At 73.5% G+C, this 12,689-nt stretch carries 10 protein-coding genes; 3 read left to right on the plus strand and 7 right to left on the minus strand.

Going from position 1 to position 12,689, the window contains the following annotated elements; all coding sequences use genetic code 11:
- Nucleotides 1–133 precede the first annotated feature (133 nt).
- Together guaA and OC439_RS08975 are read right to left on the minus strand one after the other, a co-directional pair.
- Complete coding sequence (guaA, locus tag OC439_RS08970; protein WP_262013034.1) at nucleotides 134–1,690, minus strand: glutamine-hydrolyzing GMP synthase; 1,557 nt, start codon at nucleotides 1,688–1,690, stop codon at nucleotides 134–136.
- 80 nt (nucleotides 1,691–1,770) lie between these two features.
- Nucleotides 1,771–3,453: an FAD-dependent oxidoreductase gene (locus OC439_RS08975; RefSeq protein ID WP_262013035.1), complete on the minus strand. Its 1,683-nt coding sequence runs from the start codon at nucleotides 3,451–3,453 to the stop codon at nucleotides 1,771–1,773.
- A 141-nt stretch (nucleotides 3,454–3,594) separates the two neighbouring features.
- Between OC439_RS08975 and OC439_RS08980 the strand changes: the two genes are divergently transcribed.
- Nucleotides 3,595–4,695, plus strand: a complete 1,101-nt coding sequence (locus tag OC439_RS08980) for an LCP family protein (RefSeq protein ID WP_262013036.1) — start codon at nucleotides 3,595–3,597, stop codon at nucleotides 4,693–4,695.
- A 3-nt stretch (nucleotides 4,696–4,698) separates the two neighbouring features.
- Here the strand turns inward: OC439_RS08980 and OC439_RS08985 are convergent, their stop codons facing one another.
- The 4 genes from OC439_RS08985 to guaB form a co-directional block, all read right to left on the minus strand.
- Nucleotides 4,699–6,156, minus strand: a complete 1,458-nt coding sequence (locus tag OC439_RS08985; protein WP_262013037.1) for a M1 family metallopeptidase — start codon at nucleotides 6,154–6,156, stop codon at nucleotides 4,699–4,701.
- 88 nt (nucleotides 6,157–6,244) lie between these two features.
- A complete protein-coding gene (locus OC439_RS08990) occupies nucleotides 6,245–7,642 on the minus strand; it encodes a M1 family metallopeptidase (protein WP_410054903.1) in 1,398 nt (465 codons plus the stop codon).
- 97 nt (nucleotides 7,643–7,739) lie between these two features.
- A complete protein-coding gene (locus OC439_RS08995) occupies nucleotides 7,740–8,858 on the minus strand; it encodes a GuaB3 family IMP dehydrogenase-related protein (RefSeq protein ID WP_013288539.1) in 1,119 nt (372 codons plus the stop codon).
- Nucleotides 8,859–8,888: 30 nt separating this feature from the next.
- Complete coding sequence (gene guaB / locus OC439_RS09000) at nucleotides 8,889–10,451, minus strand: IMP dehydrogenase (RefSeq protein ID WP_262013038.1); 1,563 nt, start codon at nucleotides 10,449–10,451, stop codon at nucleotides 8,889–8,891.
- 197 nt (nucleotides 10,452–10,648) lie between these two features.
- Here guaB and OC439_RS09005 point away from each other — a divergent pair, with 197 nt between their 5' ends.
- Entirely contained in the window at nucleotides 10,649–11,053 is a 405-nt protein-coding gene (locus OC439_RS09005; RefSeq protein WP_194801374.1) for a DUF5319 domain-containing protein, read from the plus strand.
- Between the two features lie 12 nt (nucleotides 11,054–11,065).
- Here the strand turns inward: OC439_RS09005 and OC439_RS09010 are convergent, their stop codons facing one another.
- On the minus strand, nucleotides 11,066–11,884 hold the full coding sequence (locus tag OC439_RS09010) for a helix-turn-helix transcriptional regulator (protein WP_262013039.1): 819 nt from the start codon (nucleotides 11,882–11,884) through the stop codon (nucleotides 11,066–11,068).
- A 252-nt stretch (nucleotides 11,885–12,136) separates the two neighbouring features.
- Between OC439_RS09010 and OC439_RS09015 the strand changes: the two genes are divergently transcribed.
- A complete protein-coding gene (locus OC439_RS09015; protein WP_013288543.1) occupies nucleotides 12,137–12,520 on the plus strand; it encodes a WhiB family transcriptional regulator in 384 nt (127 codons plus the stop codon).
- Nucleotides 12,521–12,689: the final 169 nt, after the last annotated feature.

The following is a 12,689-nucleotide window of genomic DNA, read 5'->3' on the forward strand; positions in this document are numbered from 1 at the left end:
CCCGCCGGGGACCGCGCCCGGGTGGCCGCCGGTCCCGCCGGCCGGGCCGGTCCCGCCGGCCGGGCCGGCCGAGCCGCGGACGCCGGGCGGGCCGCAGGCCGGACCGCAGACGCCGCCGGCGGCCTGAGCCGCGTCACTCCCACTCGATGGTGCCCGGCGGCTTGCTGGTGACGTCCAGCACCACGCGGTTGACCTCGGCGACCTCGTTGGTGATCCGGGTGGAGATCCGGGCCACCACGTCGTAGGGCAGCCGGGACCAGTCGGCGGTCATCGCGTCCTCGCTGGAGACCGGGCGCAGCACCACCGGGTGACCGTAGGTGCGCCCGTCGCCCTGCACCCCGACGCTGCGGACGTCGGCCAGCAGCACCACCGGGAACTGCCAGACGCCCCGGTCCAGACCGGCCGCGGTCAGCTCCTGCCGGGCGATCAGGTCGGCCTTGCGGAGCACGGCGAGGCGCTCCTCGTCGACCGCGCCGATGATCCGGATGGCCAGGCCCGGGCCGGGGAACGGGTGCCGCCACACCATCGCCTCGGGCAGTCCCAGCTCCAGGCCGATCGTGCGGACCTCGTCCTTGAACAGCGTGCGCAGCGGCTCGACCAGGGAGAACTTCAGGTCCTCGGGCAGGCCGCCGACGTTGTGGTGGCTCTTGATGTTCGCGGTGCCGGTGCCGCCGCCGGACTCGACCACGTCCGGGTAGAGCGTGCCCTGCACGAGGAATTCCACGTCGCCGTGCGCGGCGATCTCCCGCGCGGCGGCCTCGAAGACGCGGATGAACTCCCGGCCGATGATCTTGCGCTTCTGCTCCGGGTCGGTCACCCCGGCGAGCGCGCCGAGGAACCGCTCCCGCGCGTCGACCACCTTGAGCTTGATGCCGGTCGCCGCGACGTAGTCCTTCTCGACCTGCTCGGCCTCACCGGCCCGCAGCAGACCGTGGTCCACGAACACGCAGGTGAGCTGGTCGCCCACGGCGCGGTGCACGAGCGCCGCAGCGACCGCCGAGTCGACGCCGCCGGAGAGGCCGCAGATGACCTCCTTGTCGCCCACCTGCTCGCGGATCCGGGCGACCTGCTCGTCGATGATGTTCGACGGCGTCCAGGTGGGCGCGATGCCGGCGATGTCGTACAGGAAGCGGGTGAGCATCTCCTGGCCGTGCGCGGTGTGCCCGACCTCGGGGTGGAACTGCACGCCGGCCCGGCGGCCGGCCAGGTCCTCGAACGCGGCGACCGGGGCGCCCGCCGACTCGGCGGTCACGGTGAAGCCCTCCGGCGCCTCGGTGACGCAGTCGCCGTGGCTCATCCAGACCGGCAGGTCGGCCGGCAGGTCGCGCAGCAGCACGCCGGGCTCGGTCAGGCGCGGGCGCAGCGGGGTGCCGCCGTACTCGCGGTTGCCGGTGCGCGCGACGGTGCCGCCAAGCGCCTGGGCCATGGCCTGGAAGCCGTAGCAGATGCCGAAGACCGGTACGCCGGTCTCGAACATGCCGGCGTCGATCTGCGGGGCGCCCGGCGCGTAGACGCTGGACGGGCCACCGGACAGGATGATCGCGGCCGGGTTCTTCGCCAGCATCTCGGACACCGGCATGGAATGCGGGACGATCTCCGAGTAGACCTTCGCCTCGCGGACACGGCGCGCGATGAGCTGGGCGTACTGGGCTCCGAAGTCCACCACGAGGACGGGGCGAGGCGTGCTCATGTGCGCAAAGCCTACCGACAGTCACCGGCCGCGCGGACGCGCCCCGGCGGTGTGGCGGGGGGAACCTTGCGACGGCCTCCTCACCGCAGGGCGGCGGGGGCGTGCGCGGGGACGGCGGGCCGCCGCGGCGGGACCGGCTCCACCCGGGTGTACGCCGACCCGAGCGCCGGACGCGGGTCCGCCTCGTCCTTGTTCGGCCAGTACGACATGGCCCGCTCGGCCTGCGCGGTGATCGTCAGCGACGGGTTGACGCCCAGGTTCGCCGAGACCGCCGCGCCGTCCACCACGTGCAGCCCCGGGTGGCCGTACACCCGGTGCCAGGGGTCGATCACGCCCTCGTCCGGTGTGGCGCCGATGACCGCGCCGCCGAGGATGTGCGCAGTCACCGGGATGTTGAACGGCTCGGTGACCGCTCCGCCCGGGGTGCCGCCGATCTCCTCGGCGAGCAGCCGGGCCGCGGTGTTGCCGGCCGGGATCCAGGTCGGGTTGGGCGCGCCGTGGCCGGGGCCGGAGACCAGCCGTCCCCGGCGGTAGCGGGTGGTCAGCGAGTTGTCGACCGACTGCATGACGAGCGCGATCACGGTGCGCTCGGACCACCGGCGTACCGACAGCATCCGCGCCGCCAGCAGGGGCTGCCGGACGATGCTGCCCAGCCAGCGCCGGGCCCGGCGGGGACCGCCGTCGACGAGCAGCGACTGGAGCAGGCCCATCGCGTTGGAGCCCTTGCCGTAGCGGACCGGCTCGATGTGGGTCTGCGGGTCGGGGTGGAACGAGCTGGTGATCGCCACCCCCTCGGTGAAGTCGAGGCCGCGCTTCCGGGCCGCGCCGGGCGCCACCGAGGCGCCGAGGATGGCCTCGGAGTTGGTGCGGGTCAGCTCGCCCAGCCGGGGCGAGAGCGCCGGCAGCGCGCCGGTCGCCTTCATCTCGTGCAGCAGCCGCTGGGTGCCGAGCGCGCCGGCCGCGAAGACCACCTGGTCGGCGTGGATCACCTCGCGCCGCTTGCGCAGCCAGGCGCCGGTGCGTTCGGTGTGCACCGCGTACCCGCCGGCCGGGTCGGGGCGGACTGCGGTGACCGTGGTCAGCGGGTGCACCTGCACGCCGAGCCGCTCGGCCAGCCAGAGGTAGTTCTTCACCAGCGTGTTCTTGGCGCCGTGCCGGCAGCCGGTCATGCACGACCCGCAGTGGCTGCACCCGGTGCGGTCCGGTCCGGCCCCGCCGAAGTACGGATCGGCCACCCGCTCGCCGGGCCGCCCGATGTGCACCCCGACCGGCGTCGGGTGGTAGGTGTGCGCCACCCCCATCCGCTCGGCCACCGCGCGGACGGCCTGGTCCGCGCGGGTGTCGATCGGGTACGTGGTGACGCCGAGCATCCGCTTCGCCTGGTCGTAGTGGCGGGCCAACTCGTCGCGCCAGTCGGTGATGTCCCGCCACTGCGGGTCGGCGTAGAACGCGTCGAGCGGCTCGTAGAGCGTGTTCGCGTAGACGAGCGAGCCGCCGCCCACACCGGCGCCGGAGAGCACCAGCACGCCGCCGCCGGCCTTACGGTCGGCCGAGCGCAGCAGCGTGATCCGCTGGAGCCCGAAGCAGCCGAGCCGGGGCGCCCAGAGGAACCGTCGCGCCCGCCAGGACGTACGCGGGAACTCGTCGTCGGCGAAGCGCCGCCCCGCCTCCAGGACGCCCACCGTGTAGCCCTTCTCGGCCAGCCGGAGCGCGGTGACGCTGCCGCCGAAGCCCGAACCGATGACGAGCACGTCGTAACGCATGAACGCATCATTACCGACCGGTAGCTATGGCGCCAGCGAGTGTTTTTCGCAGATCATGCAGAGCGCTCGATTCGCCGGGATTCCCGCCGCGGCAACCTCCGGCGGCTCCCGGCGCGTCGAACACCACGGGGAGGAACGAACGTGACGAGACGACGCCTGCTGGGCCTGGCCGCACTGGTGGCGGCGCTGCTGGTGGCCACCGGAGCGGTGGTGACCACCCGGCTAGTGGCGAACCGCCCGGCCGCCCCGGTCGCCGGCCCGAGCACCGCGCCGCCGGCCTCACCGACGCCCGCCCCGACCACCGCCAGCCCGACACCCCCGCCCGGCGCCGACCTGAAGGGCCCGCTCAACCTGCTGCTCGTCGGCGTGGACACCCGGGTCAGCATCCCCGGCTGGGAGCCGCACGCCGACGCGGTACTGCTGCTGCACGTACCGGCCGGGCTGGACCGGGCGTACCTGTTCTCGCTCCCCCGCGACCTGGTCGTAGACATCCCCGCCTACCCGAAGGCCCGCTACCCGGGCGGCCGCACAAAGCTCACCCACGCGATGAGCTACGGCAGCCGGGTGCCGGGCGACAAGCGCAACCCCAGCACCGCCCAGGGGTACGAGCTGCTGCGCACCACCGTCTCCCGCTACACCGGCCTGCGCATCGACGCCGGCGCGGTGATCACGTTCGGCGGCTTCGACAAGCTGGTGGACACGCTCGGCGGGGTGGACCTCTACGTCGACCAGCAGGTCGCCTCCCGGCACCGCCGCCCGGACGGCACCATGCGGACGCTGACCGGCGGCGGCTACACCGGGCCGCAGATGGTCTACGAGAAGGGCACCCGCCACCTGACCGGCTGGCAGGCGCTCGACTACGCGCGGCAGCGCTACACCGCGGGCGGCGACTACACCCGGCAGCGGCACCAGCAGCAACTGCTCCGGGCACTGGCCCGCAAGATCCTCGACCAGGGCACCGCCCGCGACCCGCAGCGGGTCGAGCAGGTGGTCGCCGCGCTGGGCAAGACCCTGGTGTACGCCGGGGGCGGCCGGAATCTGATCGACTACGCGTACGTCCTGGGTGGCCTGCCGGCCGACCGGCTCACGCTGGTCGTGCTGCCCGGCGCCGGGGTGAGCAGCGGCGGCGCGTACCGGGGTGAGCAGCTCAAGCCGCTCGGCCGTGACTTCCTCACCGCGCTGCGCGGCGGACGGGCCGACGCGTTCCTGGCCGCCCACCCGTCGCTGCGCGTCAAGAACTGACGCCTACAGCGGCTTCGGAGCGGGCGGGCGCTCGGTGCCGTACAGCCACGGATCGAAGACCTTCGCCAGCTTCTTGCCGGTGATCCGCTCGGCCAGCGCCACGAAGTCGGCGGTGGTGGCGTTGCCGTTCTTCCGCTCCGCGGCCCAGGTGCGCAGGATCGCGAAGAACGCGGTGTCGCCCACCGCCACCCGCAGCGCGTGCACAGTCATCCCGCCCCGGTCGTAGACCGAGCGGCTGAACAGGTTCGTCACGCCCGGCTTGCCCGGCGGCGTACGCCACACCTGCCCGCCGGCGTTCGCGTACTTCTGCTCGAACGCGCGCTGCACGGTGGTCGAGCCGTCGTGCTCCGCCCACAGCCACTCGGCGTACGTGGCCAGCCCCTCGTTGAGCCAGATGTCCTGCCAGCGCTGGATCGACACGCTGTTGCCGTACCACTGGTGGGCCAGCTCGTGCGCGACCACGCCGGTGTTGTCGCCCTGCCGGAAGAAGCTCGCCGAGTAGACCGGCCGGCTCTGCGTCTCCAGCGCGTACCGGATGCGCTCGTCGTCGATCACCACGCCGCCGTACGAGTCGAACGGGTACGGCCCGAAGACGCTCTCCAGGTAGTCGGCGACCTCGATCGTGCGCGCGAGGGACCGGTCCGGCGCACCCTCCGCCACCTGGGTGGTGACCGCGTTGTAGACCGGCCGTCCCTTGTGCTCCCCGGTGGTGACCCGGAACTTCCCGATCGCCACCGTGGTCAGGTAGCTGGCCGCCGGCGCGGTCTCCGACCACTTCCAGGTGGTCCAGGCGCCGCTTGTCGTCTTCCCCTTCGGCACGCCGTTGGAGACCGCCGTGAGTCCCTTCGGGACGGTGATCTCCATGTCGTAGGTGGCCTTGTCCGACGGGTGGTCGTTGACCGGGAACCAGGTGCTCGCCGACTCCGGCTGACCGAGCGCGATCGCCCCGTCGGTCGTGTGCAGCCAGCCGCCCTCGCCCAGCGCCTCGTTCCGCAGCGGCTCCGGCCGGCCGTCGTACCGGATCTCGGCGGTGAAGCCGTTGCCGGAGGTCAGCCCGATCGCCGGGGTGATCACCAGCTCGTCGTCGGTGCGGCTGTGCCGGGCGGCGGTGCCGTCCACTGTGACCGACCGGACGGTCAGCCCGGCCAGGTCCAGGTTGAACGCGGACAGGTTGGCGGTGGCGGTGGCCCGCAGCGTGGTGGTGCCGCTGAGCTTGTCCGTCTCCGGGTCGTAGCGCACCTTCACGGTGTAGTGCGCGACGTCGTACCCGCCGTTGCCGTAGCTCGGGAAGTACGGATCGCCGGCGCCGGCCGCGCCCGGTGCGAAGCTGCGCGAGGTCGCCGGTGCCGGGCCGGCCGGGGACGACGGACCCGGGTCCGGCTCGGCCGAACCGCAGCCGGCTACCAGCAGCGTGCCGCAGGTCAGCAACCCGATCCGTCGTCGTGCGCCGCGCCGCGTCATCGCCTCGATCCCTCCCGGGGCCCGTTCGGCGGCCCCGCCCACGGGCCGCTCCGACGCGGCAGCCTACCCAGCGGCGGTCACGCGTGCGTCACGGCAGTCCCGGCGGCGTGCCACCGACGAGCCAGGCGTCCAGCAGCGCCCGCAGCGGACGTCCGGACGTGCGTTCGGCGTACCCGACGAAGTCGGCGGTGGTGACGTTGCCGTCGCGGTGCTGCGCCAGCCAGCCGCGCAGCACGCGGTAGAACGTCTCGTCGCCCAGCGCGCGGCGCAGCGCGTGCACCGCGAGCGCGCCCCGCTGGTAGACCGCGTCGCCGAACATCCCGGCCCGGCCCGGGTCGACTGTGGGCTTCGACCAGTCGGTGTCCGCGTACCGTTCGGCGACTGTCTGCGCCACTGTGCGCCCGCCGTCGTGCTCGGCCCAGAGCCATTCGGCGTACGTGGCGAAGCCCTCGTTGAGCCAGATGTCGCTCCACCGGGCCACCGAGACGCTGTCGCCGAACCACTGGTGGGCCAGCTCGTGCGCGACCACCTCGGTGTTCGGCAGGCCGTCGCGGAAGAACGCCGGCCCGTAGACCGGCCGGCTCTGCGTCTCCAGCGCGTACCGGATGCGCTCGTCGGCGACCACCACGCCGCCGTACGCCTCGAACGGGTACGGGCCGAAGCGCGCGGCCAGGAAGTCGGCGACCTCGCCGGTGCGGGCCACCGACGCGGCGGCCGGCCCGTCCGCGGGCAGCGCCGCGGCGACGGCGGTGACAAGCGGCTTCCCGGCGTGGGTGCCGCTGCTGACCCGGTAGTCGCCGATCACCAGCGTGCTCAGGTAGCTGGCCATCGGCGCGCGCTCGGACCAGCGCCAGGTGGTCCAGCCGCCGCCCGACGTCCTGCCCTGCGGCATGCCGTTGGACAGCGCGGCGAGCCCGTCCGGCACGGTGACCGCGAGGTCGTATGTGGCCTTGTCCGACGGGTGGTCGTTCACCGGGTACCAGGTGCTCGCCGACTCGGGCTGGCCGAGCGCTATCGCGCCGTCCGGGGTGGCGTGGAAGCCGCCGTCGCCGAGTTCGGCGTTGGGCAGCGGCTGCGGCACCCCGCCGTACGCGACCTCGACGGTGAACCGCCTCCCCGACGGCAGCCCGCGCGGCGGCGTGACGATCAGCTCGGTGCCGTCGTGGCGGTGCTTCGCCGCCGCGCCGTCCACCCGCACCCGCTCGACGTCCAGCCCGGCCAGGTCGAGCTGGAACCGGGACAGCGCCCGGGTCGCGGTGACGGTCAGCGTGGCGGTGCCGGTGAGCCGGTCGCTCGCCGGGTCGTAGCGCACGTCCAGCGCGTAGTGGCCCACGTCGTAGCCGCCGTTGCCGGCCCCCGGCACGTACGGGTCACCGGCGTCCGCCGCGCCCGGCCGGAACCCGTTGCCGTCGTCTCCGCCGGTGCAGCCGCCCAGCGCGAGCGCCGCCGCCGCCAGCCCTGCCGCCCAGACCCGCCCCCGTCTCACCCGGCGAGCCTAGACGCGCGACGGCGCGGGCGGGGCCGGAACACGTCCGCGCCGCCGCCCGCGCCGTCACGCGGTGCTCAGCCGATGATCAGCGGTGTCAGCGGTCGAGGACGAGCCCGACCTTCTGGAACTCCTTGAGGTCGCGGTAGCCGCACTTGGCCATCGCGCGGCGCAGGCCGCCGAAGAGGTTGAGCTGGCCGTCCGGCTCGTCGGCCGGGCCGAACAGCAGCTTCTCCATCGAGCCGAGCGGCTCGCCGGCCACCTCGAACGCGCCACGGGGCAGCGACGGGTGGCTGGCCGCGGAGTGCCACCAGGCGCCGCCGGCCGGGGCCTCCTCGCACAGCGACAGCGGCTCGCCGAGCATCACCGCGTCCGCGCCGCAGCCGAGCGCCTTGGCGATGTCGCCGGAGGTCTGCATGTCGCCGTCGGCGATCAGGTGCACGTACCGGCCGCCGGTCTCGTCCAGGTAGTCGCGGCGGGCAGCGGCGGCGTCGGCGATGGCGGTGGCCATCGGCACCCGGATGCCGAGCACCGACTCGGTGGTCGACCAGTCGTCGCCGCCGATGCCCACGATCACACCGGCCGCGCCGGTACGCATCAGGTGCAGCGCGGTCTTGTAGTCGGTGCAGCCGCCGACGACGACAGGCAGGTCCAGGTCGGCGATGAACTCCTTGAGGTTCAGCGGCTCGTCGGTGGTGGAGACGTGCTCCGCCGAGACGAGCGTGCCCTGGATGACCAGGATGTCCACGCCGGCGTCCAGGATCACCGGGGCCAGCGCCAGGGTGTGCTGCGGGGAGACCCGCACCGCCACCGTCCCGCCGCCCTCGCGCAGCTCGCGGACCCGCTCGGCGATCAGGTCGGGACGGATCGGCTCGGCGTAGACCTCCTGGAGGCGCTTGGTCGCCCGCGCGTCCTCGCCGAGACCGGCCAGCTCCTCCAGGATCTTGGCCGGGTTCTCGTACCGGGTCCACAGGCCCTCGACGTTGAGTACGCCGAGGCCGCCGAGCTGGCCGAGCCGGACCGCCGAGGCCGGGCTCATGGTCGCGTCGGAGGGGTGCGCGACGCACGGGATGCCGAACTGGTACGCGTCGAGCTGCCACGCGGTGGAGACGTCGTCGACGTCCCGGGTGCGGCGGCTCGGCACGATGGCGATGTCGTCCAGGTGGTAGCCGCGCTGCGCGGTCTTGCCCAGCCCGATCTCGACCACGTCACGCATGAGGGACTCCAGGTGGTTGGGGGTGGTGGGTCAGCGGGAGTGGTAGTTGGGCGCCTCGACGGTCATCTGGATGTCGTGCGGGTGGCTCTCCTTGAGCCCGGCCGCGGTGATCCGGATGAGCTGGCCACGCCGGTGCAGCTCCGGGATGCTCTCCGCGCCCACGTACCCCATGGCGGCGCGCAGCCCACCGGTGAGCTGGTGGGCGACGGCGGACAGCGGCCCCCGGTAGGGCACCTGACCCTCGACGCCCTCCGGGACCAGCTTGTCCTCGGCGAGCACGTCCTGCTGGAAGTAGCGGTCCTTGGAGTAGGACTTGCCCTGGCCGCGCGACTGCATCGCGCCGAGCGAGCCCATCCCGCGGTACGCCTTGTACTGCTTGCCGTTGATGAAGATCAGCTCGCCGGGGCTCTCCTCGCAGCCTGCGAGCAGGCTGCCGAGCATCACCGTGTCGGCGCCGGCGACGAGCGCCTTGGCGATGTCGCCGGAGTATTGGATGCCGCCGTCACCGATGACAGGCACGCCGGCCGGGCGGGCGGCACGGGCCGCCTCCATGATCGCGGTGATCTGCGGTACGCCGACCCCGGCCACGATCCGGGTGGTGCAGATGGCGCCCGGGCCGACGCCCACCTTCACGCCGTCCGCGCCGGCCTCGACGAGCGCCTTCGCGCCCGCGTACGTGGCGATGTTGCCGCCCACGATGTCGATGCCGACGTCCCGCTTGAGCCGGGCGACCATCTCCAGCACGGCGCGCTGGTGGCCGTGCGCGGTGTCCACGATGACGACGTCCACGCCGGCGTCGACCAGGGCACGGGCCCGCTTGTAGCCGTCCTCGCCGACGCCGACCGCGGCGGCGACCCGGAGCCGGCCCGCGTCGTCCTTGGTGGCGTTCGGGTACTGCTCGCTCTTGGTGAAGTCCTTCACCGTGATCAGGCCGCGCAGCTTGCCGCCCGCGTCCACGATCGGCAGCTTCTCGATCTTGTGCTGGCGCAGCAGGCCGAGCGCGTCGTCCTTGCTCACGCCGACCGGCGCGGTGATCAGCGGGGTGCGGGTCATGATCTCGCGCACCGGCGTGGCCGGGTCGGAGACGAACCGCATGTCGCGGTTGGTGACGATGCCGACGAGCTGGCCCTGCCCGTCCACCACCGGCACACCGGAGATGCGGTAACGCCCGCAGAGCGCGTCGACCTCGCGCAGCGTGTCGTCCGGGCTGGCGGTCACCGGGTTGGTGATCATGCCGGACTCGGAGCGCTTCACCAGGTCGACCTGGAGCGCCTGGTCCTCGACGGAGAGGTTGCGGTGCAGCACGCCGATGCCGCCCTGGCGGGCCATCGCGATCGCCATCCGCGCCTCGGTGACGGTGTCCATCGCGCTGGACAGCAGCGGCACGGTCAGCTCGATGTTGCGGGTGAGGCGGGTGCGGGTGTTGACGCGGCTGGGGACGACGTCCGACTCGCCCGGCTGCAGCAGGACGTCGTCGAAGGTCAGCCCGAGCGGCACCACGCGGGCCGAACCCGCAGGCAGCTCGGGCAGATGGTCACCCAGCTCCCCGCCGTCGGCGCCGGCCGGGATCTCGGTGCTGGGCGAATTCTCCACGATTGCTCCCCTGAGCTGGTCGAACGGGCTGCAGCGAGGCGGCGCGCGGGGGCACCGGCAGGCGCCGGGTGACGGCGCGTCGCCTCATCGTACCCACCTACCCGTCCGCGCCCGGGCAGCGGCGGGCCCGAGGGTAGGCAGGGCCACAGCACGGGCTGGGGCGGGCTTTCCGGCGGCTCGGGGTCTACGGTGAGGGGGTGCACGACGAGCCCATCGACCCGTTCAACGGCGACCCGGCCGATCCGGCTGCCGGCCTGCACGATCCCGGCGACGACGACGCGCTCGACCCGCTGACCGAGGTCGAGCGCCAGGACGTCCTTGAGGATCTCGCCGATCTGGAGATCTACCAGGCGTTGCTCCAGCCGATCGGCGTGCGCGGCCTGGTGATCGAGTGCGAGGACTGCCGCGAGCCGCACTACTTCGACTGGGACCTGCTCCGCGGCAACCTGCGCCACCTGCTCAACTCGGGGCGTCCCCGGGTGCACGAGCCGGCCTACGACCCGGACCCGGACCACTACGTGAGCTGGGACTACGCCCGCGGGTACGCCGACGGCGTGCACGACACGCTCACCGAGGGCACCGACGACTCCGCGCAGGAGTGATCCCCGCGCGGGTCAGGCGACCAGGCCCGCCCGGAACCCGGCCGCCACGGCGTGCGCCCGGTCGCGCGCGCCGAGCTTGCGGAACAGCCGCCGGGCGTGCGTCTTGACCGTGTCCTCGGAGACGAACAGCTCCCGCCCGATCTCCGCGTTGCTCTTGCCCTCGGCCATGCCGAGCAGCACCTGAAGCTCCCGCTCGGTCAGCCCGATCGCGCTGCGCGGCGTCCGCGCCGGCCGCTGGGCCGCACCCGCCCGGGGCGCCTCCGCGCCGTCGGCCGCCGCCGGGTCGTCCGGGTCCTCACCCCGCTGCACGGGCACCACTGTGGGCAGGCCCGCGGCGTCCACCGGCGCCGTCGCCGGCCAGCCGGGCCCACCCTGGGTACGCCCCGGCGCCGCCGGCCGGGCCGGCCCGCCCACCGCCGCCGCGTCCCGGGCGGTGTCGGCCACCCGGTTCCTGTTGCTCCGCCCGGGGGCGGACAGCAGCAGCAGCGCCTTGGCGACCGCGCTGGTCAGGTCGTGGTCGGCGTTCTGGATCAGGCCCCGGGCTCCGGCGCTGATGGTGGCCGCCGCCGACTCCGACTCCTCGGCGCCGAGCAGCAGCACCGCCGCCTGCGGGGCGCGGGCCAGCACCCGCCGGACGAAGCCGGCGCTGTCCGGGCGGGTCAGCGCGGTGTCGGCGAGCACCACGTCCACCGGACGCTCCGCGAGCCGCAACATCACCTCCGGATCGGAGACGGCCGTCCGGACGACGCCGGACAGCCCGAGCCGCGCCGCCGCGGAGGTCAGATGCTGGGCCGCCAATGGTGTCCGAACGCACACAAGAACACTACGCACAGTGGTCTCCTCTCCGACTCAGAGCAGACCATGCGGAGGTGGGGTCGGGAGGGGGTTCCGGGCAATCATCCGAACTTTTCCGACAGATGGGGCATATGCCGCCGAGTGTCCGACGTTTTCGATCACAGATGTGTGAGGCGCGGACCACTCGGGTACCGAGGGGTTCATCCGGAACCGGCATCCCGCGCGGACCGCCGCCCGGTAGCTGGCAACGAACATTCTCCGCGGTGCCGCGCGGGAGGAGGGGTGCTGATGTCGAACGTACGTAGGCTGCCTGGACCGATCGACGAGCTCTGGGACTGGCAGCGGCTCGGGGCCTGCCGTGGCCGCGACAGCGCGCAGTTCTTCCACCCGGACGGCGAGCGCGGCTCCTCCCGGCTGCGCCGCGAGATGGGCGCCAAGTCGGTCTGCCGCGCCTGCCCGGTTCGCGCCGAGTGCGCCGCCCACGCGCTCTCCGTGCGCGAGCCGTACGGCGTCTGGGGCGGGTTCAGCGAGTCCGAGCGGCTGCGCCTTCTCGCCCTCGGCTGGGAGGACCTGGCCGACCGCCGCCAGACCAAGGTGGACATCGCCCGGCTGGAGGCGCGCCTCGGCCGGCCGCACAACACCGCCGTGCCGGACCAGCGCAAGGTCGCCTGACCGGTTCCACGACCTCCGACGCCGCGCCCCGCAACCCCGGGGCGCGGCGTCGTGTCGTCCCGCCCCGGCCCTCGCGTGATCAACACCAGCTCGGCGAGGTGGTCATATCACTGAGCCTTTGATGCCACCACTTCGGGGAACTGGTGTTGATCTTTCGGAGGTGGGGCGG

Source organism: Micromonospora sp. Mcm103 (assembly GCF_024519755.1).
GTDB classification, from domain to species: Bacteria; Actinomycetota; Actinomycetes; order Mycobacteriales; family Micromonosporaceae; genus Micromonospora; species Micromonospora aurantiaca.

What these genes read in the sequence shown, in the direction of transcription:
- OC439_RS09015 (WP_013288543.1), top strand. Translation starts at nt 12,137, where the DNA reads ATGTCGAACGTACGTAGGCTGCCTGGACCGATCGACGAGCTCTGGGAC.
- OC439_RS08975 (WP_262013035.1), bottom strand. Translation starts at nt 3,453, where the DNA reads ATGCGTTACGACGTGCTCGTCATCGGTTCGGGCTTCGGCGGCAGCGTC.
- guaA (WP_262013034.1), bottom strand. Translation starts at nt 1,690, where the DNA reads ATGAGCACGCCTCGCCCCGTCCTCGTGGTGGACTTCGGAGCCCAGTAC.
- OC439_RS08995 (WP_013288539.1), bottom strand. Translation starts at nt 8,858, where the DNA reads ATGCGTGACGTGGTCGAGATCGGGCTGGGCAAGACCGCGCAGCGCGGC.
- OC439_RS08985 (WP_262013037.1), bottom strand. Translation starts at nt 6,156, where the DNA reads ATGACGCGGCGCGGCGCACGACGACGGATCGGGTTGCTGACCTGCGGC.